Here is a 20,931-nt window from a genome sequence, read left to right as displayed (position 1 = left end):
CCCGACAACACGGCCCCGGCCCCCGGCAACACGGCCCCTGCCTCCGTGGTCCGCCAGTGACGGAGCGTCCGCAGCACGTGGAGCAGCCCGCCCACCCACAGGGAGGCGCAGACCAGGTGGACCAGCGTCAAACCGCTTCCCAGCAGCGGACCCTGTTCGGTCGCCGGATGCGCCCGCAGCGCCTCCGCGACGGCGATCGCGGCGAGCGGCCACACCTGGGTGGCGGGGCGGCGCGAGAGGGCGCACAGCCCCACCGCGGCGAACGCGTTGACCTCCAGGAGGGCGAGCTTGCCGTCCCGGGTCTCGTACAGGCCGCCGATGTCGATGTCGGAGGGGCTCCGCGGCACCAGGTTGCCGGTCGCCACGACCGAGGCGAGGCTCAGCGCGGCGACGAAACCGGCGGCGGCCGCGTACGGCGCCCAACTGCGCGGTGCCTCCCGGGGCGCACCCGGCACCCCGCGCGCCAGCCCGGCCACGAACAGCTCGCCCGCCGGGACGCACAGCGCCGCGAACAGGACCGTACGCAGCAGCGCGATGCCCCAGACGCCCGGGGCCGCCGCCTCGCCCGTACCGTCCAGGGCCACGCGCGGCCCGAGCAGGGGTATCAGGGCGCCGACGGCCACCAGGGCGAGCACGGCGACAGCCCGCGCGGCAGAGGGACGCTCCGTCAGGGCGGCGGGCACCCCGGATATCCGGGACGCGTCCGGGGCGCGTCCGCTCGGAGGGGCTGTGGGTCTGGGCACGCTCACCTCGAGATGTTCACCAGTCGCCGCAGATCCGGGCAAGTACGGAAAAGCAACTGGTGGTACGGCATTCCGGCCATGGGTACGTTTCCGGCCGACCGTACGACTCAAGGGTGTTCGCGATCAACACGCCGGGGCGGGGCAGCAGAAGGGCCGGGCGGCACTTCGCCGCCCGGCCCGATCCCGCACCGGGAGCCCTACTTCGTCACCGCGTCCAGCGCGTCCGCCGTGCCCCAGCCGTAGAAGCCGTTGCGGTTCCTCGGCCCCTCGCACACCGCGTCGACCTTGCCGTCCCCGTCGATGTCGTACGGGTCCGTGCAGGGCGTGGCGTCCGCCTCCGCGTACAGCAGCGCCTTCACCAGGGCCGGCGGGGCGTACGGACGCGTCGACTTGATGAGTGCGGCGACACCCGCGACATGCGGGGACGCCATCGACGTACCGGCCATGTAGCCCCACCGGCCGCCGGGCAGCGTGCCCAGGATCAGGCCGCTGGTGGCGGGCGGGGCCGGGGTCTGGTAGCGGGTCGAGTCGCCGCCGGGAGCGGCTATGTCGATCACACCCAGACCGTGGTTGGAGAAGGAGGACTTGATGCCCTTCGCGCCCGTCGACGCGACCGTGACGACACCCGGCAGCTGCGTCGGGACGTCGAGGCACTTCGACGGGTCGACCACGCGGTCCGACGGCGTCGAGTCGTTCGGCGACGACGGGTCGGTGATCTCGTCGGCGGCGAGGTCGTAGTTCTCGTTGCCCGCCGCCGCGACGTTGACGGCGCCCTTGCGCTCCGCGTACCGGGACGCCCGGGTGACGGCCTCGACGAGCGCCTTCTGGTCCGGGTCGTTCTTGCAGTTGAAGTACCAGGGGTCGGTGTAATAGCTGTTGTTCGTCACGTCGACGCCGTGCTCGGCCGCCCACACGAAACCGCAGACCACGGCCTCCGTGTAGAAGTACCCGGCCGTCGTGGACACCTTGATGCCGGACACCTTCACCCCGGGCGCCACACCGGTCATCCCGACGCCGTTCCTGGCGGCGGCTATCTCGCCCGCGACATGCGTGCCGTGCGCGCTCTCCGAAGCGCTCGGGCGCCAGGCTCCGTCGGCCGTGTCCGGCTTGCCCGTCACACAGTTCACCGACGCCTCGCGGTCGAAGTTCGGCGCGATGTCGGGGTGCGTGTCGTCGACGCCGGTGTCGATGACGGCGACCGTGACGTCCCGGCTGCCGAGCGACTTCTCGTGTGCCTTGTCCGCCTTGATGGCCGGCAGGTCCCACTGCAACGGCTCCAGCGGTTCCTGCCCGGCCCCCGCCTCGGCCTCGGCGTTCGCCACCTCCTCGGCGGACAGGACCTTCGGGGTGCCCAGATCGCCGGTCGACTGCGCGGGCAGCGGCGCGGTGCGCGTGGCACCGGCCGACTGAACTCCGCGTACGGCACGGATCTCCGTGGCGAACTCGGCGTTCGAGGAGTGGACGACGATGACGCCGATCCTGTCGTACGACGTCACGATCGTGCCGCCGGCCTGAGTGATGGCCTTCTTCACCCGGCCGGACGGACCGTGCCCGGGGCTCACGTTGACCACATAGCTGAGCGGCGTCGCGTCGGCCGTCCGCCCTGTCGTCCCGGCGGCCGAGGCCGTGACGTTCGGCAGGACGGCGAGCGCGGTCGCCACGGCCATCCCGAGCGGGACCGCCACCAGACGGCGTGCGCGCTGGTGAGGCGCTGTCATGCTGTCTCCAGTTCGTTCGCGAATCGATCGGTACGAAGCGGTACGAAGCTGCGCGAGCTGTGCGAGCTGTGCGGGAATCCGTCCCGCGAGGTCTTCGTGCTCCCCGGGCGCGGGGCTACTTCTTGACGGCCTTCAGGGCGTTGACGATGCCGAACCCGTAGAAACCGTTCACACGCGGGCTGCCCTCGCACACCGCGTCCTGCGTACCGTCACCGTTCTGGTCGTACGACGTCGGGCAGGCCTGCTTGTCCGCCTGGGCCTTCAGCAGCCACTGCAACTGCTTCGGGGACGCCCACGGGTGCGTGGACTTCAGCAGCGCGGCGACACCGGCGGCGTGCGGCGACGCCATCGACGTGCCCTGCAGGAAGCCGTACTCGCCGTTCGGCATGGTGGACAGGATGCGGCCGTTCTTCGACGGTGTGTCCGGGAGTTGGTAGCGGGCGTCGCCGCCCGGCGCCGCGATGTCGACGACGCCGTTGCCGTACGTGGAGTAGTACGACTTCTCGTTCTTCACCCCCGTCGCGCTCACCGTGACGATGCCCGGCAGCTGGGTCGGCACGTCGAGGCACTCGCTCGGGTCAATGGTGCGCTCGACCGGAGTGGTGTCGTTGGGGCTGGAGGCGTCCAGGATCGCGTCGGAGGCGAGGTCGTGGTTGGAGTTGCCCGCCGAGGCCAGATGCAGGGTGCCCTTCTTCGTGGCGTACTTCTGGGCCCGGTTGACGGCGTCGACGATGGCCTTCTGGTCCGGGTCGTCCACGCAGTTGTACAGCCACGGGTCCACGTAGTAGCTGTTGTTCGTGATCTCCACGCCCTTCTCGGCGGCGAACACGAACGCGCAGACGACGCTCTCGGCGTAGAACAGGCCGCTGGTCCGGTCGGTCACGTTGATGCTGGAGACCTTCACACCGGGCGCGACACCGGCAACCCCGACGCCGTTGCGGGCAGCGGCGATCTCACCCGCGACATGCGTGCCGTGGTAGTCCTGCGGGGTGTAGGGCCGCCAGGAGCCCTCACTGGTGTCCGCGACACCGCCGTTGCAGTTGGCCGACTGCGACTTGGAGAAGTTCGGCGCGAGGTCGGGGTGGGTGTCGTCGACGCCGGTGTCGATCACGGCGACGGTGACCTTCTTGCTGCCCGGGTTGATCTTCGCGGCCTTGTCGGCGCCGATCGACCGCAGGTCCCACTGGTCGGCCTCGAGGGGCTCGGCGTCGGGGATGTCCGCCGAGGCAGCCTTCACCTCCGCGGCCTCCGCGTCCGTCAGGTAGTCGACGGCACCCAGGTCCGTCGTACCGGCGGGCGTCAGCGGCGAGGTCCGGGTGGCACCGGCGGACTGCACCCCGCGCACGGCGCGGATCGTCGCACCGAACTCCGGGTTGGCCGAGTGGACCACGATCACGCCGATCTTGCCGTACGTGACGACGACCTTGCCGCCGGCCTTGGCTATCGCCTTCTGCACGGAGGCGATCGTGCGCTTGTCGGTCCTGGTGTTCACGACATACGAGAGGTTCGGGCCCTCGGCGGTCACGGAGGCCGGCGCGTCGAGCGGCGCGGCCGAGGCCACACCGGGCAGGAAGCCGAGCGAGGCCGTCAGCGAGAGGACGACCGGTACCGCGAGGGCGAGCCGGCGTCTTGAGCGCAGATGAGCCATGGGGGTCTCCACATCATCCGGAAACGAAAGCCGCCCGAGACACGGTTGTGTCCGGGCAGGTACATGACGGGTGGTGCAGCCCGAAGCTATCTCCCGCCGTCCCTGGCCAGCAACGACTTACGGCGATGCGGCCCGAAGAACAGGGAAACCCCTCAATCGGCATGCGCCGACGGCATCTTGCGAAAAGAACCGGTGGAAGTTGAACCGGTCCCTGCGCGCCGCCGTGACGTTGAACAAGGAGTGCACGCACCATCGGGCCCCCCTGTCGGATCACGCGCCGGGCACCTACCATCGCCAGCCGGCCCTCGTGATCCACATCACCGTGAGGATCAGAGCCGCCCTATGTCCGTACCCAGTCCGTCGCCCGAACCGTCCACCGGGCCAACCGAAACCGCAACGCGAGGAGACTCCGTGGCAACCGACGCACCGCCCCCCTCGAAGGCAGAGCACCAACTTCCCCCGACGGAGGAGTTCGTCCGGGTCCAGGAGAGCGCGGAATTCGGTGAACTGCGCCGCTCCCACCGCTCCTTCGCCTTCCCGCTGACCATTGCCTTCATCGCCTGGTACCTGCTGTACGTCCTGCTCTCCAACTACGCGGGCGACTTCATGGGCACCAAGCTGTTCGGCAACATCAACATCGCGTTCGTCTTCGGCGTCGCCCAGTTCGTCACCACGTTCCTCATCGCCTGGTGGTACTCGCGGCACGCCGCCGCGAAGCTCGACCCCAAGGCTGAGGCGATCAAGTCCCGGATGGAGGGCGGCGCATGAGCCCCGCACAGCAGACTCTCCTCGCCGCGGGTGAGGCCAGCGAGCACCGGCCGCTGATTATTTCCCTGTTCGCGGTGTTCGTCGTGGCGACGCTCGTCATCACCGTCTGGGCGGGCCGCCAGACCAAGGACGCCGCCGACTTCTACGCGGGCGGCCGCCAGTTCAGCGCCTTCCAGAACGGGCTCGCGGTCTCCGGTGACTACATGTCGGCCGCGTCGTTCCTCGGCATCGCGGGCGCCATCGCCCTCTTCGGGTACGACGGCTTCCTGTACTCCATCGGCTTCCTGGTCGCCTGGCTGGTGGCGCTGCTCCTGGTGGCCGAGCCGCTGAGGAACTCCGGCCGCTACACGATGGGCGACGTCCTCGCGTACCGCATGCGCCAGCGCCCGGTCCGCACCGCGGCCGGCACCTCCACGATCGTCGTGTCGATCTTCTACCTGCTGGCGCAGATGGCGGGCGCGGGCGTCCTCGTCTCGCTGCTGCTCGGCATCACCTCGGACGCGGGCAAGATCCTCATCGTTGCCCTCGTCGGTGTCCTGATGATCGTCTACGTCTCCATCGGCGGTATGAAGGGCACCACCTGGGTCCAGATGGTGAAGGCCGTGCTGCTCATCGGCGGCACACTCCTCATTACGTTCCTGGTGCTGCTGAAGTTCAACTTCAACATCTCCGATCTGCTCGGCACCGCCGCCGAGAACAGCGGAAAGGGCGCCGCCTTCCTGGAGCCCGGCCTGCAGTACGGCGCCACCGGCACCTCCAAGCTGGACTTCATCTCCCTCGGCATCGCCCTGGTGCTCGGCACCGCCGGTCTGCCGCACATCCTGATCCGCTTCTACACGGTGCCCAACGCCAAGGCCGCCCGGAAGTCCGTGAACTGGGCGATCGGCATCATCGGCGGCTTCTACCTGATGACCATCGCCCTCGGTTTCGGCGCCGCCGCGCTGATCTCCCAGGACGAGATCATCGCCTCCAACCCGTCCGGCAACACGGCGGCCCCGCTGCTCGCCCTGCACCTCGGCGGCGTCGACTCGGCCTGGGGCGCGATCCTGCTCGCCACGATCTCGGCGGTGGCCTTCGCGACGATCCTCGCCGTGGTCGCCGGCCTCACGCTCGCCTCGTCGTCCTCCTTCGCGCACGACATCTACGCCAACGTCATCCGCAAGGGGCAGGCCACCGGAGCGGAGGAGGTCCGCGCGGCCCGCTGGGCGACCGTCTTCATCGGCGTCGTCTCCATCGGCCTGGGTGCCCTCGCCCGCGATCTGAACGTGGCCGGCCTGGTCGCGCTGGCCTTCGCGGTCGCCGCGTCCGCCAACCTGCCGACGATCCTCTACAGCCTGTTCTGGAAGAGGTTCACCACGCAGGGCGCGCTCTGGTCGATCTACGGCGGTCTGATCGTGGCGGTCGGCCTGGTGCTGTTCTCGCCGGTCGTCTCCGGCGACCCCAAGGCGATGTTCCCCGGCGTCGACTTCGCCTGGTTCCCGCTGAAGAACCCGGGCATCATCTCCATCCCGTTCGGCTTCTTCATGGGCTGGCTGGGCACGGTCCTGTCGAAGGAGGAGCCCGACACCGGCAAGTACGCCGAGCTGGAGGTGCGGTCCCTCACGGGTACCGGGGCCCACTGAGCACCTGCGTCGCACGGGGCCGCCGTGGATCTTCCACGGCGGCCCCGCGCCGTGTGCCGGGGGATCGCCGCCGTCGTTGTCAGTGGCGTCACGTAGGCTCGCAGGTGTCGGAGAATTTGTGATCCACTGTGAGGGAGGGGGCCTACGTGCTCATCGACACCTACGGCCGAGTGGCCACCGATCTCCGGGTCTCGCTGACCGACCGGTGCAACCTGCGGTGTACGTACTGCATGCCCGAGGAGGGCCTGCAGTGGCTGGCCAAGCCCGACCTGCTCACGGACGACGAGATCGTCCGCCTCATCGACATAGCCGTCCGCACGCTCGGTATCACCGAGGTCCGCTTCACCGGCGGCGAGCCCCTGCTCCGCCCCGGCCTGGTCGGCATAGTGGAGCGCGTCGCCGCCCTGGAGCCGCGCCCCCAGACCTCCCTCACCACCAACGGCATCGGCCTCAAGCGCACGGCGCGGGCCCTGAAGGCGGCGGGCCTGGACCGGGTGAACGTCTCGCTGGACACCCTCCGCCCCGACGTCTTCAAGACCCTCACCCGCCGCGACCGCCACAAGGACGTGATCGAGGGCCTCCACGCCGCCCGCGAGGCCGGCCTGACCCCGGTCAAGGTCAACTCGGTCCTGATGCCGGGGCTGAACGAGGACGAGGCCCCGGACCTGCTGGCCTGGGCCGTCGAGCACGACTACGAGCTGCGGTTCATCGAGCAGATGCCCCTGGACGCCCAGCACGGCTGGAAGCGCGAGGGCATGGTCACGGCAGGAGACATCCTGGCCTCCCTGCGCACCCGTTTCGAGCTGACACCCGAGGGCACCGACGAGCGCGGCTCCGCCCCCGCCGAGCGCTGGCTGGTCGACGGCGGCCCCCACCGTGTCGGCGTGATCGCCTCGGTCACCCGCCCGTTCTGCGCGGCCTGCGACCGTACGCGACTGACGGCCGATGGCCAGGTACGCACCTGTCTGTTCGCCCGCGAGGAGACCGACCTGCGCGGCGCGCTCCGCTCGGGCGCCCCCGACGAGGAGATCGCCCGTATCTGGCGGCTCGCCATGTGGGGCAAGAAGGCCGGCTCGGGCCTGGACGACCCGTCGTTCCTGCAGCCGGACCGCCCCATGTCGGCGATCGGCGGCTGACCGGTCCTCCCGCCGGTTCGAGCGGCCTGGGCCCTGTCGTTGGGATCATCCCGGCGTCGCGGGCCCTGGCACGCACTCGCGCAAGCTCCTTGACCAGGGCCCCATCGCGTCGCCCGCCGCGGTAGCGGCTGATGGCACAGCCTTCTGCGCCTTGCAGCCGCACGCTCCCCACGCTCGGCCTCGCTCGCGCGGAGGGACCTCATGACCCCGCTCGGGCCGGTTGAAAGGTGCCGCACCTCACGGCCAACCTGATCCAAACGGCAGGACCTAGCTCTCGCCGTCCCGGGAGGCGCCGGGAGCGTCGGTCCCCTCGGGGGCGTGCCAGTCCTCCAGCTTCACGACGTCCTTCAGGAATCCCCGTACGCCCAGGAACTTCGACAGATGCTCCCGGTGCTCCTCGCAGGCGAGCCATGTCTTGCGGCGCTCGGGCGTGTGCAGCTTCGGGTTGTTCCAGGCGAGCACCCACACGGCGTCGGCGCGGCAGGCCTTGGCCGAGCAGATCGGAGAGGAGGGGTCGGAGCCGGGGGCGTTCAGAATCACGGTCCCGACCCTAACGCGCCCGCTCGCCCCTCGGTATCGGTGCCACACAAGGCGACGCCGGGCAGCCACGGGGGGAGCTGCCCGGCGTCGGTCTGTCGCTCCGACGGGGGATGCGGAGCGCGTACGAAGTATGTCATGGGAGACCCGTCGCCCGGCACCGGAACAGCATGATTGATCTGAGCTTTTCTTGAGCTTGGCGGGCGAAGGGATTCCGTTTCCCCGTGAACCGCGAAGGTCAGACCCGTTTCCGGGCCTCGCCGCCGACACCCGCCGAGGGATCGGCCGTGATGTCCTCCTGGTCGGGTTCCCTGAAGTCGTCGGACTGCGGCGGAGTGATCATCGGCCGCGTCGGGACGGCCACGAACGTCGACGGCAGCGAAGGCGCGTTCTCACGGCCCGCGTTGGCGATCACCACGGCGATATAGGGCAGGACCGCGCCCAGCACCAGGGCGACGATCGCGACGTGCCGCTCGACGTTCCACAGGACCGCCGCGGCGATCACCGCCACCGTGCGGATCGACATCGAGATGACGTACCTCCGCTGCCGGCCGCGTACATCGTCCGCGAGCCCCTGCCTGGCCCCGGTGATCCGGAAGACCTGCCCGCTGCTCTGCTTCCGCATCATGTTCCACCACCCGCCTGCATCGGACGCCCCCCAGCCCGGACCCATGTCCGAACCGGTCAGGGAACGAGGCCCGAACAGACTCAACGTTACGCCGCGGCTGCGTCGTCCACGAGACCGGGTCACCTGCGGCGGGAGCGCACGAACTGCGCCCCACCGCGTACGGCCGTGCCCGGCATGCGCCGTACGGGGTACCGGCCGACACTGGTTGTATGGCTCATGTGGGGCCGTACGAGGAGGCAGCCATGGGCTGGTTGTGGGCGATCATCGTGGGCTTCGTACTGGGCGTGCTGGCCAAGGCGATCATTCCGGGCAAGCAGCACAGCCCGCTCTGGCTGACGACCATCTTCGGCATCCTCGGCGCCATTGTCGGCAACGCCATGGCCCGGGGCATCGGGATCGAGGAGACCGCGGGCATCGACTGGGGCCGGCACGTGTTCCAGCTCGCGGCCGCCGTGGTGATCGTCTACCTGGGCGACATGGCGTACACGGCGGCAAGGGGAGGCAGACAGAGGGCGTGATCTGCGTCCATGCGTCCAAAGGGGCGCGGGGAACCGCGCGAGCGACCAGAAGACGACTCGCGCTCGGTCACGGCGGCCAAGCCCCTGTGGCGCTTGGCCGCCGTGATGTTCCGAGCCACCGGAGCCGATCAGACCCCAGTGACCTCCACCGCCGCAAGGTTCTTCTTCCCGCGCCGCAACACCAGCCACCGCCCGTGCAGCAGATCCCCCTTGTCGGGGACGGAGTCCTCCGCGGCGACCTTCACGTTGTTCACGTACGCCCCGCCCTCCTTCACGGTCCGCCGCGCGGCGGACTTGCTCGGCACCAGGCCGACCTCCGCGAAGAGATCCACCACGAGGCCGGGCTCGGAGACCTGGATGTGCGGCACCTCGGAGAGCGCCGCCGTGAGCGTCCGCTCGTCGAGGTCGGCCAGCTCGCCCTGACCGAAGAGGGCCCTGGACGCGGCGATCACGGCGGCGGTCTGCTCGGCGCCGTGGACGAGCGTCGTCAGCTCCTCGGCGAGGGCTCGCTGGGCGGCGCGAGCCTGGGGGCGCTCCTCGGTCTGCTTCTCCAGCTCTTCGATCTCCTCCTGGGACCTGAAGCTGAAGATGCGCAGGAACTTGGAGACGTCCCGGTCGTCCGCGTTCAGCCAGAACTGGTAGAAGGCGTACGGCGTGGTCATCTCGGGGTCGAGCCAGACCGTGCCGGACTCCGTCTTGCCGAACTTGGTGCCGTCGGCCTTGGTGATCAGCGGGGTGCCCAGGGCGTGCACCACGGCGTCGGGCTCGACCCTGTGGATCAGGTCCGTACCCGAGGTGAGGTTGCCCCACTGGTCGCTGCCGCCGGTCTGCAGCGTGCAGCCGTACCGCCGGTACAGCTCCAGGAAGTCCATGCCCTGCAGGATCTGGTAGCTGAACTCGGTGTAGCTGATGCCCTCCTGGGACTCCAGACGCCGGGCCACGGCCTCCTTCGCGATCATCTTGTTCACGCGGAAGTGCTTGCCGATGTCCCGCAGGAACTCGATGGCCGACAGGCCCTGGGTCCAGTCCAGGTTGTTGACCATGACCGCGGCGTTCGGGCCCTCGAAGTCGAGCAGCGGGGCGATCTGGGCACGCAGCCGCTCCACCCACTGGGCGACGACCTCCGGCGCGTTCAGCGTCCGCTCGGCGTTCGGCTTCGGGTCGCCGATCAGACCCGTGGCACCCCCGACCAGGCCCAGCGGACGGTTGCCCGCCTGCTGGATCCGGCGCATCGTGAGGATCTGCACCAGGTTGCCGAGGTGCAGGCTGGGCGCGGTCGGGTCGAAGCCGCAATAGAACGTGACGGGACCGTCCGCGAACGCCTTGCGCAATGCGTCCTCGTCAGTGGAGAGGGCGATCAGCCCCCGCCACTTCAGCTCGTCGACGATGTCCGTCACGGTTCTCGTATCTCCTTGAGTGGGCTCGTAATCAGGTACGAGGTTATACGCCCTGACTGACAGAGCTCATATTGAAGTCCGGCACCCTCAGCGCCGGCATCGCAGCCCTGGTGAACCAGTCGCTCCATTCCCTCGGCAGTGTCTTCTCCGTGCGCCCGGCCTCCGTGGCCCGGCCCAGCAGGCCGACCGGCGACTCGTTGAACCGGAAGTTGTTGACCTCGCCGGTGACCTCGCCGTTCTCCACCAGGTACACACCGTCGCGGGTGAGCCCGGTCAGCAGCAGCGTCGCCGGGTCCACCTCACGGATGTACCAGAGGCAGGTCAGCAGCAGGCCGCGCTCGGTGTTCGCGACCATCTCGTCCAGGCCGCGGTCCTCACCTCCGTCGAGGACCAGGTTGCCGATCGACGGAGTCACCGGCAGCCCCGTCAGGCCCGCGCTGTGCCGGGTGCTCGTCAGATGTCGCAGCTCGCCCTCGCCCATCCACTCGGTGGCCTTCAGCGGCAGTCCGTTGTCGAACACCGACGCGTCGTCGCCCGAGGAGTGCGCGAGCACGAACGGGGCGCACTCCAGCCCCGGCTCGTTCGGATCGCTGCGCAGCGTCAGCGGCAGCTCGGCCAGCTTCTCGCCGATGCGGGTGCCCCCGCCCGGCTTGCTGAAGACCGTGCGGCCCTCGGCGGCGTCCCGGGCCGACGCCGACCACATCTGGTAGATCAGCAGGTCCGCCACGGCGGTGGGCGGCAGCAGCGTCTCGTAGCGCCCGGCGGGCAGCCCGACACGCCGCGCGGCCCAGCCGAGCCGTGTGGCCAGCTCCGCGTCCAGCGCCGCCGGGTCGACGTCCTTGAAGTCCCGCGTCGACTGCCCGGCCCACGCCGAACGCGTACGGTCCGGGGACTTGGCGTTCAGCTCCAGCGTGCCGTTCGGCTGGTCGTGCCGCAGCCGCAGCCCCGTCGACGTCCCGATGTAGCTGGAGACGAGCTCGTGGTTGGCGAACCCGTACAGCTCGCGGCCGCCCGCACGCGCGCGGGCGAACGATTCCCCGAGGGCCGGCGCGAAGTCCGCGAACACGGCGGACGAGGTTTCGGCGGGCGCGTCCGTGAAGTCGGGCGACTCCGGGAGGCCGGAGACGAGCGGCTGGGCGTCCTCGGCGGGAGCCGCCCCGCGCGCGGCGGCCTCGGCGGCCCGTACCAGCGGTTCCAGCTCGTCGGCGGTGACGGCGGACCGCGAGACGACACCGGACGCCGTGCCCTCCTTGCCGTCGACGGTGGCGATGACCGTCAGCGTGCGCCCGCGCGTGACGCCGTTGGTCGTCAGCGCGTTGCCCGCCCAGCGCAGGTTGGCCGTCGAGTGCTCGTCGGCGATCACCACACAGCCGTCGGCCCGGGACAGTCCTAGGGCGCGCTCGACAACTTCGTGCGGCTTGTTCGTACGAGTTGTCGCGGTCATCGACCGGCCTCCTGCGTGGTGTTGAGGATGTTGACGCCCCGGAAGAGGGCGGACGGGCAGCCGTGCGACACGGCGGCGACCTGACCGGGCTGGGCCTTGCCGCAGTTGAAGGCGCCACCGAGGACGTACGTCTGGGGCCCGCCGACGGCGGCCATGGACCCCCAGAAGTCGGTGGTCGTCGCCTGGTACGCGACGTCCCGCAGCTGTCCCGTGATCCGCCCGTTCTCGATCCGGAAGAACCGCTGCCCGGTGAACTGGAAGTTGTACCGCTGCATGTCGATGGACCACGAGCGGTCACCGACGACGTAGATCCCGCGGTCGACGCTCCCGATCAGGTCCTCGGTCGACAGCCCGGCCGGGTCCGGCTGGAGGGACACGTTCGCCATGCGCTGCACGGGCACGTGGCCGGGGGAGTCCGCGTACGCGCACCCGTTGGACCGCTCGAATCCGGTGAGCTTCGCGATGCGCCGGTCCAGCTGGTAGCCGACGAGCGTCCCGTCCTTCACCAGGTCCCAGGACTGCCCCGCCACGCCCTCGTCGTCGTACCCGATGGTCGCGAGGCCGTGCTCGGCGGTGCGGTCACCGGTGACGTTCATGAGCTCGGAGCCGTACTTCAGCTTGCCGAGCTTGTCGAAGGTGGCGAAGGAGGTACCGGCGTACGCGGCCTCGTACCCGAGCGCACGGTCCAGCTCCGTCGCGTGCCCGATGGACTCGTGGATGGTCAGCCACAGGTTGGACGGGTCCACGACCAGGTCGTACAGGCCCGCCTCGACGCTCGGCGCACGCATCTTCTCGGCGAGCAGCTCCGGGATCCGCGCCAGCTCGTCGTCCCAGTCCCAGCCGGTGCCCGTCAGGTACTCCCAGCCGCGCCCGACCGGCGGCGCGATGGTGCGCATGGAGTCGAACTCACCACTGGACTCGTCGACGGACACGGCGGTCAGCTGCGGATGCAGCCGCACCCGCTGCTGCGTGGTCACGGTCCCGGCCGTATCCGCATAGAACTTGTTCTCGTGCACGGTGAGCAGCGAGGCGTCCACGTGGTCGACCCCGGCGGCCGCGAGCAGCCGCGCGCTCCACTCGGCCATGAGCCCCGACTTCTCCTCGTCGGGCACGCTGAACGGATCGATCTCGTACGAGGACACCCAGGTCTTCTCGGCGTGCACGGGCTCGTCGGCCAGCTCCACCCGCTCATCGGACCCGGCGGCCCCGATCACCTGGGCGGAGAGCTTCGCCATGGCCACGGCCTGCGCGGCGACCTTCGCGGCGGCGTCCATGGTCAGATCCACCCCGGACGCGAACCCCCAGGTCCCGCCGTGCACCACCCGCACCGCGTACCCGAGGTCGGTCGTGTCCGACGACCCGGCCGGCTTGGCGTCCCGCAGCCGCCAGGCCGCACTGCGCACCCGCTCGAACCGGAAGTCCGCGTGCTCGGCCCCGAGCGCCCGCGCGCGTGCGAGCGCGGCGTCGGCCAACGCCCGTAGCGGCAGTGCCGTGAAGGCTTCGTCGATGGAATGAAGCACCGAAGGTTCTCCCTGCTGTCGTCGCCTGTCGGGTCCGATCATGTCGCGCGCGCGGGCACCGCGACCACATCTTTCCGCCGAAGGCCGAGCGCTGGGCGTCACCCCGTGCACAGAGGCGCATCTTCTGTAGGAATCCGACAGGCAGTCCTTCGCGCCACTGTCGGTGCCCGATTGTCCGCGCGGCGCGGCGGACCGATAGGTTTTCGAGGAAGCCGCCTGTCACCCAGCTTTCGGACAGGCGTTCACACCGCTATCGAAAGGGTGATCCGTTGAGCCGCTCGGTTCTCGTCACCGGAGGCAACCGGGGCATCGGCCTCGCCATCGCCCGCGCGTTCGCCGACGCCGGCGACAAGGTCGCGATCACATACCGTTCGGGTGACCCGGAGGCCCTCCAGAAGGAAGGCTTCCTCGCCGTCAAGTGCGACATCACCGACACCGAGCAGGTGGAGCAGGCCTACAAGGAGATCGAGGCCCAGCACGGCCCGGTCGAGGTGCTCATCGCCAACGCCGGCATCACCAAGGACCAGCTCCTGATGCGCATGTCCGAGGAGGACTTCACGTCCGTCCTCGACACCAACCTGACGGGCACCTTCCGCGTCGTCAAGCGCGCCAACCGCGCCATGCTGCGCGCCAAGAAGGGCCGCGTGGTGCTCATCTCGTCGGTCGTCGGCCTGTACGGCGGACCGGGCCAGGCGAACTACGCCGCCTCCAAGGCCGCCCTGGTCGGCTTCGCGCGTTCCCTCGCCCGTGAGCTCGGCTCACGCAACATCACCTTCAACGTCGTCGCCCCCGGCTTCGTCGACACCGACATGACCAAGGTGCTCTCCGACGAGCAGCGCGAGGGCATCGTGAAGCAGGTGCCGCTCGGCCGGTACGCGCAGCCCGAGGAGGTCGCCGCGGCGGTGCGGTTCCTCGCCTCGGACGACGCCTCGTACATCACTGGAGCCGTCATCCCCGTAGACGGCGGACTGGGAATGGGTCACTGAACCATGAGCGGAATCCTCGAGGGCAAGCGCGTCCTGATCACCGGTGTGCTGATGGAGTCCTCCATCGCCTTCCACACCGCCAAGCTGGCCCAGGAGCAGGGCGCCGAGATCATCCTGACCGCGTTCCCGCGGCCCACCCTGACCGAGCGCATCGCCAGGAAGCTCCCCAGGCCCACCAAGGTCATCGAGCTCGACGTCACCAATGACGAGCACCTCGGGCGGCTCGCCGACATCGTCGGCGAGGAGCTCGGCGGTCTCGACGGTGTCGTGCACTCCATCGGCTTCGCCCCGCAGGACGCGCTCGGCGGCAACTTCCTCAACACGCCGTTCGAGTCCGTCGCCACGGCCATGCACGTCTCGGCGTACTCCCTGAAGTCGCTGACCATGGCCTGCCTGCCCCTGATGCAGAACGGTGGCTCGGTCGTCGGCCTCACCTTCGACGCCCAGTACGCCTGGCCGCAGTACGACTGGATGGGCCCGGCGAAGGCCGCCCTGGAGGCCACCAACCGCTACATGGCGCGTGACCTGGGCAAGCAGAAGATCCGCTGCAACCTCATCTCCGCCGGCCCCATCGGCTCGATGGCCGCCAAGTCCATCCCGGGCTTCAGCGAGCTGGCCTCGGTGTGGGACAGCCGCTCGCCCCTGGAGTGGGACCTCAAGGACCCGGAGCCGGCCGGCCGCGGTGTGGTCGCGCTGCTCAGCGACTGGTTCCCGAAGACCACCGGCGAGATCATCCACGTCGACGGCGGTCTGCACGCGATCGGCGCCTGATCCGGTCGTCTCCGGCGCCCGCGGCGTCGTACCCGGCGCCGCCCTTCGTACGTCAGCGTGATTTTCGAGCGCGCCGACGCGCTTCTCGTACGGCGGCCCGCACCCTCGGACGTATTCGTACGTACGTTCAGACGCCCTGTTCCCCGCAGTGTCCGGGGAGCGGGGCGTCACCCGTTGGGAGCAGCTGACCGGGCGCCCCGGGCCGTGTACCACGCACACTGGAGGCACGCACCGCCCCCAGCCGTACGGCCCAGGAGGTCCCGTTGTGCGCCTCTCCCGCAGCTTCGCCCCGGTGACCACGGCCGTCGCACTCCTGATCGCCTTGCCGTACCAGGCCATGCCCTACGCACGTGTGCAGACCGCGAAGGAGCACACGCGCGGGGCCCAGCCGCCCGCCGAGCCCGATCCGTTCGGGGCGGAGTGCCGCACCCACGTCATCGGCTCCCGCGTGGTGGCGTACTGCCACAACCCGTACGCGGACACCGACCGCGTGAGCCTCCACATCGAGTGCGACCCCTGGTGGGACATCGACAGCGACGGCGCCGCGGTCGCGGCCGGTCCCGCGCAGACCGTACGGCTCACGGGCCGCTGCTGGCAGGAGGTCCGCTCGGCGTGGGTCAGCCACCAGCGGCAGGTGCCCGCTTCGAGCGCCCCGGACGGCACATGAACGGATAGCCCGCGGCCTGCGCGGCGGCGGCGTCCGCGTCTCCCGCGCGGATGGCGTCGACGAGCCGGGTGTGCTCCATGTACGTCTCCGGGGTCAGCTCCCCGCCGACGTCCACCCGCAGCCAGTCGCGCAGCACCTCGCCCAGATCCGCGTACACGGCCGTCATGGCGTCGTTGTGGGACGCGGCCACCACCGCCATGTGGAACGTCGCGTCCGCGGTCACGAACGCCTCCGCGTCGCCCGACTCCCAGGCCTCCTCGCGCCGTACGAGGAGCGCGTCGAGCTGCTTGAGGTCCTTCTCGGTGCGCCGCTCGGCGGCCAGCCTCGCCGCGCTCGACTCCAGGGCGGAGCGCAGCTCGGCGATGTGCCTCGGGTCGGCGTCCGCGAAGCGGCGGTGCATCACCCCGGCCAGCTCGCTGGTCGCCACGACATAGGTGCCGGAGCCCTGCCGGATGTCCAGCAGACCGTTGTGCGCCAGCGCGCGCACGGCCTCGCGGACCGTGTTGCGGGCCACGCCCAGCTGCTCGACCAGCTCGGGTTCGGTGGGGATCCGGGAACCGACCGGCCACTCGCCCGAGGTGATCTGGTTCCGCAGCGCGGCGATGACCTGCTCCGACAGCGCCGAACGGCGGGGATGGCTCAGCGGCATGGCCTTACCTTCGCATGACGTCCACGGTGGCGGTGCACCAGGACTGGACAGCAAATCATCCTATGATTCTATGATGGGTCGCATGGCTCGCGAGGAAATACGGACGACGACGGCCACACGTGACTCCGGGGACGCCCCGGGCGAGTCCCCCGGCGCAGCGGCCCCCACGCGCGCGTGGGTGACGCGTCTGGTGGTCGTCGGCATCGTCCTCACCGCCCTCAACCTGCGCCCCGCCATCACGAGTCTCGGCGCGCTTCTCGAAGAGGTCCGCGACGGGCTGGGCATGAGCGGCAGCGTCGCCGGACTGCTCACCTCCGTACCGCCGCTCTGCTTCGCCGCGTTCGGGGCCACGGCACCCCGCCTCGCCCGCCGTTTCGGGCCGGGCGCGGTGGTCTGCGCGGGACTGCTCGTGATCGCCACCGGCCTCGCGGTCCGTCCGTACGCGGGCGGCACGGCCGGCTTCCTGGCCGCCAGCGCGTTCGCCCTCATGGGCATCGCCGTCAGCAACGTCCTTATGCCGGTGATCGTCAAGCGCTGGTTCCCGGACCGCGTGGGTTCCATGACCGGCCTGTACTCCATGGCCCTCGCCCTCGGCACCTCGGCCGCGGCAGCCCTCACCGTCCCCATGACCGACGCCCTGGGCGGCAGCTGGCAGTCCGGACTCGCGGCGTGGGCGGCCCTCGCGGTGGCGGCCGCACTGCCGTGGATTCCGGTGGTACGCGCGTGGGGGGCCGTTTCCGCGCCCGGCAGCGAGGGAGCGTCCGAGGCCGGGGCCTCTCACGGCCGTGGCACCTCTCGCAGCCGTGGCACCTCTCGGAGCGCTCCGTCCCGGCGGGGGGAACCCGAGGTACCGCGCATCACCCGGAGCCGTACGGCCTGGGCGCTCGCTGTCTTCTTCGGGCTCCAGGCCACCGCCGCCTACATCACGATGGGCTGGATGGCGCAGATCTTCCGGGACGCGGGCGTCCCGGCCGGTACGGCGGGGCTGCTGCTGGCCGTCACGATGGCGATGGGGGTGCCGCTGTCCTTCGTGATCCCCCGGCTCGCCACGCGCCTGCCCCACCAGGGCCCGATCGTGGTGGCCCTGGGCGTGTGCGGACTCCTCGGGTACGCGGGCCTGTACGTCGCCCCCGCGGGCGGGGCCTGGGCGTGGGCGCTGCTGCTCGGAGTCTCCAACTGCGCCTTCCCGCTGGCCCTCACCATGGTCGGGATGCGGGCGAGGACCGGCGCGGGCGTCGCCGAACTGTCCGCCTTCGCCCAGAGCACCGGCTATCTGATCTCGATCCCGGGGCCGCTCCTGGTCGGCGTCCTCTATCAGCACAGCGGTGGCTGGGGGCTGCCGCTCGCGCTCATGACGGGCCTGATGATCCCGCAGATCGCCGTGGGCGTCCTGGCGGGCCGTGACCGGACGGTCGAGGACGAGATGAAGGACGAAGCGGGCGAGGCGGTGCGCTGACGCCCGAGGGGCGTACGGGACCCTCCGGCGAGGGAGCGGACGAGGGGTGCGAGACTTGCCGCATGCCTGTGCTCGATCCGAACCCCCAGAACGGCCAGAAGAAGATGCTGATCGTCTTCGGCGCGTTCCTCGCCATCTTCGTGGTCATCGGCGTCATCGCGACGATCGCGTCGCCCTGATGCCCTGATGCCCTGATGCCCTGATGTCTCGATGCTCTGACGCCCTCGCCCGGGGATCCCGGGGAGGCGATGGTGGGGTTGGCACCACCATCCCCTAGGGGGTGAGGGTCAGGGTCAAGTGGGTGGATCACCGGATGGGTTGAGGGGCTTCCGCTCCGTAACTTCGACATGTGGCCGCGAGGACGCGGAACCACGGACCACTCGAAGACCCACGGAGGCGTCATGTCGGCCCGCGCGCACATCCGGCCCCACCCGGCGACCACGGGTGGCGTCGACATCCGGCTGCCCTGGTGGGCCCTCGTCCTGCCCGCGCTGGCTTTCGCCGCCCTGCTGCTCCTGGTCCTCAGCGCGTCGGACGCCCATGCGGCGAGCGGCGATCCCGCGATCACCCGTCTCTTCGAGCGCATACGGCTGGCGCTCGTGCACGGCATGCCGTGACGGCTCGGCGGGCGCCTGGCGGAGGGCCGCGCGGGCCCGCGGAGGGAGCGTGACCAGGCAGACTGCTTCCGCGACCCGCCAAGGCGCTCGTCAACTACCTGCGCCCCTTGGCGTGTTTCGTGCGAAGCTGGGACGCATGAGCGTCGCAGAACCCCGCAGGATTGTCCTCTTCCGGCATGCGAAGGCCGACTGGCCACAGGTGTCCGACCACGAGCGGCCGCTCGCCGATCGGGGCCGTATGGACGCCGCAGTCGCCGGACGCAAGCTGGCCGACTCCGGCATCCCTTTCGATCTGGCCCTCTGCTCCACCGCGGTCCGAACCCGCGAGACCTGGAAGCTCGCCGTCCAGGAGTTCCCGCAGCGGCCGAAAACGGTCTATGAGGAGCGGATCTACGAGGCCTCGCCCGGCGAGCTCATCGCCGTGCTCAACGAACTGCCCGACGACGCCCAGAACGTCCTCCTGGTCGGTCACAACCCCGGAGTCCAGGGTCTGGCCGACATCCTGGCGGGCCACTCCGAGGGCGACGCCCGCGACCGGATGAGCCGCCGAGGCTTCCCCGCCGCCGCGTACGCCGTGGTGTCCTTCGACGGCATCTGGAAGAGCCTGGAGCCGGGCGTGGGCACGCTCCTCGACTACTGGGCGCCCACCGAGTAGCACCACCCACCGGAACGACGAGGGCCCGGCGCCTCACCGGTGCCGGGCCCCTTCACGTCCGTACGCACCGAGCGCCGGTTCACACGTCCTCGTGCATGTCCGCCGCCTCGACCTCTTCCCGGGTCACGCCCAGCAGATAGAGGACCGTGTCGAGGAAGGGGAAGTTCACCGCGGTGTGCGCGGCCTCCCGCACCACCGGCTTGGCGTTGAAGGCGACGCCCAGCCCGGCCGCGTTCAGCATGTCCAGGTCGTTCGCACCGTCACCGATCGCCACGGTCTGTGCCAGCGGTACGCCCGCCTCGGCCGCGAACCGTCGCAGCAGCCGCGCCTTGCCCGCACGGTCCACGATCTCGCCGACGACCTTGCCCGTGAGCTTCCCGTCGACGATCTCCAGCGTGTTGGCCTGGGCGAAGTCGAGGCCGAGCCGCTCCTTCAGATCGTCCGTGACCTGGGTGAAGCCGCCCGAGACGACACCGACCTGGAAGCCGAGCCGCTTCAGCGTACGGATCAGCGTGCGCGCCCCCGGCGTGAGCCGTACCTCGCTGCGCACCTTGTCCACCACGGAGGCGTCGAGACCCTTCAGGAGCGCCACGCGCGCGTGCAGTGACTGCTCGAAGTCCAGCTCGCCACGCATCGCGGCCGCCGTCACCTCGGCGACCTCCTTCTCACAGCCGGCGTGCGCGGCGAAGAGCTCGATCACCTCGTCCTGGATGAGCGTCGAGTCCACGTCCATGACCACCAGCCGCTGGGCCCGGCGGTGCAGCCCGGCCGCGACCACCGCCACGTCCACGCCCAGCGCCGCGGACTCGGTGACCATGGCGGTCCGCAGGGTCTCGGGCTCCGTACCCGACACGGCGAACTCCACCGCCGTCACGGGGTACTTGGCGAGGCGGAAGATACGGTCGATGTTGCCGCCGGTCGCCGTGATCCGCGCGGCGATCCGGGCCGTCGACTCGGCCGTCAGCGGGTGGCCGAGCACGGTGACGAGGGAACGGCCGAGGCCGCGCGGGCGGTTGTCACCGTGACCGGAGATGATCTCGGCCTGCATCTTCATGGACTCCGCCCAGTTGTGGACGGTGACCCGCAGGTCGCCCTCACGCCCCGCCGCGGGCTCGGTCACGAGCGCGCACAGCACCATCCGGCCGCGGGTGACGACCTGCTCGATGTCGACCACGTCGACGGAGTAGGCGGCGAGGGTGTCGAAGAGCCCGGCCGTGATGCCCGGCCGGTCCTTGCCGAAGATCTTGACGAGGAGAGTGGGGACGTCAGAGGTCTGCGAAGCGCTCATGGTGTACCCACCGTATCCGGCACCCCAGGGCTTTTCCCTTTGAGGTCCGCCTAGCGGACGGCGAACACTCGGTTGCGAGCGGATGACGTACGTCTTGATCACCGACGTCACACGGCCGATACCTCAGCGTCCTCGTGGCCGCGGTGGGGGAGGCGAGGGAGGG

20 protein-coding genes and 1 pseudogene are annotated in these 20,931 nt (G+C 70.2%); 11 read left to right on the top strand and 10 right to left on the bottom strand.

Going from position 1 to position 20,931, the window contains the following annotated elements; all coding sequences use genetic code 11:
• From FNH04_RS19445 to FNH04_RS19435, 3 genes and pseudogenes are all read right to left on the bottom strand, one after another.
• Nucleotides 1-692: pseudogene (locus FNH04_RS19445) on the bottom strand (hypothetical protein); the annotation flags it as partial.
• Between the two features lie 248 nt (nucleotides 693-940).
• A complete protein-coding gene (locus tag FNH04_RS19440; protein WP_194236736.1) occupies nucleotides 941-2,461 on the bottom strand; it encodes a S8 family peptidase in 1,521 nt (506 codons plus the stop codon).
• A 115-nt stretch (nucleotides 2,462-2,576) separates the two neighbouring features.
• A complete protein-coding gene (locus FNH04_RS19435) occupies nucleotides 2,577-4,109 on the bottom strand; it encodes a S8 family peptidase (protein ID WP_152785937.1) in 1,533 nt (510 codons plus the stop codon).
• A gap of 411 nt (nucleotides 4,110-4,520) precedes the next feature.
• Here FNH04_RS19435 and FNH04_RS19430 point away from each other — a divergent pair, with 411 nt between their 5' ends.
• From FNH04_RS19430 to moaA, 3 genes are all read left to right on the top strand, one after another.
• Nucleotides 4,521-4,877 (top strand): DUF485 domain-containing protein, encoded by a 357-nt coding sequence (locus FNH04_RS19430; RefSeq protein WP_322723310.1) that lies wholly within the window; start codon nucleotides 4,521-4,523, stop codon nucleotides 4,875-4,877.
• Nucleotides 4,874-6,499, top strand: coding sequence for a solute symporter family protein (locus tag FNH04_RS19425; protein WP_152785933.1), 1,626 nt, complete (start codon nucleotides 4,874-4,876; stop codon nucleotides 6,497-6,499). Before FNH04_RS19430 ends, FNH04_RS19425 begins: the two co-directional genes overlap by 4 nt.
• A 146-nt stretch (nucleotides 6,500-6,645) precedes the next feature.
• A complete protein-coding gene (moaA, locus tag FNH04_RS19420; protein ID WP_322723309.1) occupies nucleotides 6,646-7,635 on the top strand; it encodes a GTP 3',8-cyclase MoaA in 990 nt (329 codons plus the stop codon).
• Nucleotides 7,636-7,902: 267 nt separating this feature from the next.
• Here moaA and FNH04_RS19415 read toward each other — a convergent pair whose 3' ends face one another.
• Nucleotides 7,903-8,175, bottom strand: coding sequence for a hypothetical protein (locus FNH04_RS19415; protein ID WP_322723308.1), 273 nt, complete (start codon nucleotides 8,173-8,175; stop codon nucleotides 7,903-7,905).
• A 235-nt stretch (nucleotides 8,176-8,410) separates the two neighbouring features.
• On the bottom strand, nucleotides 8,411-8,797 hold the full coding sequence (locus FNH04_RS19410) for a DUF3099 domain-containing protein (RefSeq protein ID WP_194236737.1): 387 nt from the start codon (nucleotides 8,795-8,797) through the stop codon (nucleotides 8,411-8,413).
• Between the two features lie 245 nt (nucleotides 8,798-9,042).
• Between FNH04_RS19410 and FNH04_RS19405 the strand changes: the two genes are divergently transcribed.
• On the top strand, nucleotides 9,043-9,318 hold the full coding sequence (locus tag FNH04_RS19405; RefSeq protein ID WP_152785943.1) for a GlsB/YeaQ/YmgE family stress response membrane protein: 276 nt from the start codon (nucleotides 9,043-9,045) through the stop codon (nucleotides 9,316-9,318).
• A 128-nt stretch (nucleotides 9,319-9,446) separates the two neighbouring features.
• Here the strand turns inward: FNH04_RS19405 and tyrS are convergent, their stop codons facing one another.
• From tyrS to FNH04_RS19390, 3 genes are read right to left on the bottom strand one after another with little or no spacing between them, the layout of a single operon-like run.
• A complete protein-coding gene (tyrS, locus tag FNH04_RS19400) occupies nucleotides 9,447-10,715 on the bottom strand; it encodes a tyrosine--tRNA ligase (protein WP_322723307.1) in 1,269 nt (422 codons plus the stop codon).
• 43 nt (nucleotides 10,716-10,758) lie between these two features.
• Nucleotides 10,759-12,159, bottom strand: a complete 1,401-nt coding sequence (locus tag FNH04_RS19395) for a metallopeptidase TldD-related protein (RefSeq protein WP_152785929.1) — start codon at nucleotides 12,157-12,159, stop codon at nucleotides 10,759-10,761.
• Nucleotides 12,156-13,679 (bottom strand): TldD/PmbA family protein, encoded by a 1,524-nt coding sequence (locus tag FNH04_RS19390; protein WP_322723306.1) that lies wholly within the window; start codon nucleotides 13,677-13,679, stop codon nucleotides 12,156-12,158. The genes FNH04_RS19395 and FNH04_RS19390 overlap by 4 nt, the downstream gene beginning before the upstream one ends.
• A gap of 269 nt (nucleotides 13,680-13,948) precedes the next feature.
• On the opposite strand from FNH04_RS19390, the gene fabG reads away from it, so the two are divergent.
• The 3 genes from fabG (at nucleotide 13,949) to FNH04_RS19375 (ending at nucleotide 16,103) form a co-directional block, all read left to right on the top strand.
• Complete coding sequence (fabG, locus tag FNH04_RS19385) at nucleotides 13,949-14,665, top strand: 3-oxoacyl-[acyl-carrier-protein] reductase (protein WP_152785925.1); 717 nt, start codon at nucleotides 13,949-13,951, stop codon at nucleotides 14,663-14,665.
• A 3-nt stretch (nucleotides 14,666-14,668) separates the two neighbouring features.
• Nucleotides 14,669-15,436, top strand: a complete 768-nt coding sequence (fabI, locus tag FNH04_RS19380) for an enoyl-ACP reductase FabI (protein ID WP_152785923.1) — start codon at nucleotides 14,669-14,671, stop codon at nucleotides 15,434-15,436.
• A 265-nt stretch (nucleotides 15,437-15,701) separates the two neighbouring features.
• Nucleotides 15,702-16,103 carry a hypothetical protein gene (locus FNH04_RS19375; protein WP_322723305.1) on the top strand — a complete coding sequence of 134 codons (402 nt, stop codon included), beginning with the start codon at nucleotides 15,702-15,704 and terminating at the stop codon, nucleotides 16,101-16,103.
• Here the strand turns inward: FNH04_RS19375 and FNH04_RS19370 are convergent.
• Entirely contained in the window at nucleotides 16,054-16,752 is a 699-nt protein-coding gene (locus FNH04_RS19370) for a FadR/GntR family transcriptional regulator (RefSeq protein WP_152785921.1), read from the bottom strand. The genes FNH04_RS19375 and FNH04_RS19370 overlap by 50 nt on opposite strands.
• Nucleotides 16,753-16,822: 70 nt before the next feature.
• On the opposite strand from FNH04_RS19370, the gene FNH04_RS19365 reads away from it, so the two are divergent.
• The 4 genes from FNH04_RS19365 to FNH04_RS19350 all read left to right on the top strand — a co-directional run bounded on the left by FNH04_RS19365 (nucleotide 16,823) and on the right by FNH04_RS19350 (nucleotide 19,480).
• On the top strand, nucleotides 16,823-18,208 hold the full coding sequence (locus FNH04_RS19365; RefSeq protein WP_152785919.1) for a CynX/NimT family MFS transporter: 1,386 nt from the start codon (nucleotides 16,823-16,825) through the stop codon (nucleotides 18,206-18,208).
• A gap of 62 nt (nucleotides 18,209-18,270) precedes the next feature.
• On the top strand, nucleotides 18,271-18,387 hold the full coding sequence (locus FNH04_RS48680) for an SGM_5486 family transporter-associated protein (protein WP_152785917.1): 117 nt from the start codon (nucleotides 18,271-18,273) through the stop codon (nucleotides 18,385-18,387).
• A 222-nt stretch (nucleotides 18,388-18,609) separates the two neighbouring features.
• Nucleotides 18,610-18,825, top strand: a complete 216-nt coding sequence (locus FNH04_RS19355; protein WP_152785915.1) for a hypothetical protein — start codon at nucleotides 18,610-18,612, stop codon at nucleotides 18,823-18,825.
• 136 nt (nucleotides 18,826-18,961) lie between these two features.
• Nucleotides 18,962-19,480, top strand: a complete 519-nt coding sequence (locus FNH04_RS19350) for a SixA phosphatase family protein (protein WP_152785913.1) — start codon at nucleotides 18,962-18,964, stop codon at nucleotides 19,478-19,480.
• Nucleotides 19,481-19,559: 79 nt separating this feature from the next.
• Here the strand turns inward: FNH04_RS19350 and serB are convergent, their stop codons facing one another.
• Complete coding sequence (serB, locus tag FNH04_RS19345; protein ID WP_152785911.1) at nucleotides 19,560-20,768, bottom strand: phosphoserine phosphatase SerB; 1,209 nt, start codon at nucleotides 20,766-20,768, stop codon at nucleotides 19,560-19,562.
• Between the last annotated feature and the right edge of the window lie 163 nt (nucleotides 20,769-20,931).

It is taken from the genome of Streptomyces phyllanthi, from assembly GCF_009377205.1.
GTDB classification, from domain to species: domain Bacteria; phylum Actinomycetota; class Actinomycetes; order Streptomycetales; family Streptomycetaceae; genus Streptomyces; species Streptomyces phyllanthi.
The sequence above is the reverse complement of the archived record's forward strand: the minus strand, read 5'-3'. Positions and strand labels throughout refer to the sequence as shown.

Excerpts from the sequence above, each read along its gene's own strand:
- FNH04_RS19440 (WP_194236736.1), bottom strand. The coding sequence starts at position 2,461 with ATGACAGCGCCTCACCAGCGCGCACGCCGTCTGGTGGCGGTCCCGCTC.
- FNH04_RS19435 (WP_152785937.1), bottom strand. The coding sequence starts at position 4,109 with ATGGCTCATCTGCGCTCAAGACGCCGGCTCGCCCTCGCGGTACCGGTC.
- FNH04_RS19425 (WP_152785933.1), top strand. The coding sequence starts at position 4,874 with ATGAGCCCCGCACAGCAGACTCTCCTCGCCGCGGGTGAGGCCAGCGAG.
- FNH04_RS19410 (WP_194236737.1), bottom strand. The coding sequence starts at position 8,797 with ATGCGGAAGCAGAGCAGCGGGCAGGTCTTCCGGATCACCGGGGCCAGG.
- FNH04_RS19405 (WP_152785943.1), top strand. The coding sequence starts at position 9,043 with ATGGGCTGGTTGTGGGCGATCATCGTGGGCTTCGTACTGGGCGTGCTG.
- FNH04_RS19395 (WP_152785929.1), bottom strand. The coding sequence starts at position 12,159 with ATGACCGCGACAACTCGTACGAACAAGCCGCACGAAGTTGTCGAGCGC.
- fabI (WP_152785923.1), top strand. The coding sequence starts at position 14,669 with ATGAGCGGAATCCTCGAGGGCAAGCGCGTCCTGATCACCGGTGTGCTG.
- FNH04_RS19370 (WP_152785921.1), bottom strand. The coding sequence starts at position 16,752 with ATGCCGCTGAGCCATCCCCGCCGTTCGGCGCTGTCGGAGCAGGTCATC.
- FNH04_RS19365 (WP_152785919.1), top strand. The coding sequence starts at position 16,823 with ATGATGGGTCGCATGGCTCGCGAGGAAATACGGACGACGACGGCCACA.
- FNH04_RS48680 (WP_152785917.1), top strand. The coding sequence starts at position 18,271 with ATGCCTGTGCTCGATCCGAACCCCCAGAACGGCCAGAAGAAGATGCTG.
- FNH04_RS19355 (WP_152785915.1), top strand. The coding sequence starts at position 18,610 with ATGTCGGCCCGCGCGCACATCCGGCCCCACCCGGCGACCACGGGTGGC.
- FNH04_RS19350 (WP_152785913.1), top strand. The coding sequence starts at position 18,962 with ATGAGCGTCGCAGAACCCCGCAGGATTGTCCTCTTCCGGCATGCGAAG.
- serB (WP_152785911.1), bottom strand. The coding sequence starts at position 20,768 with ATGAGCGCTTCGCAGACCTCTGACGTCCCCACTCTCCTCGTCAAGATC.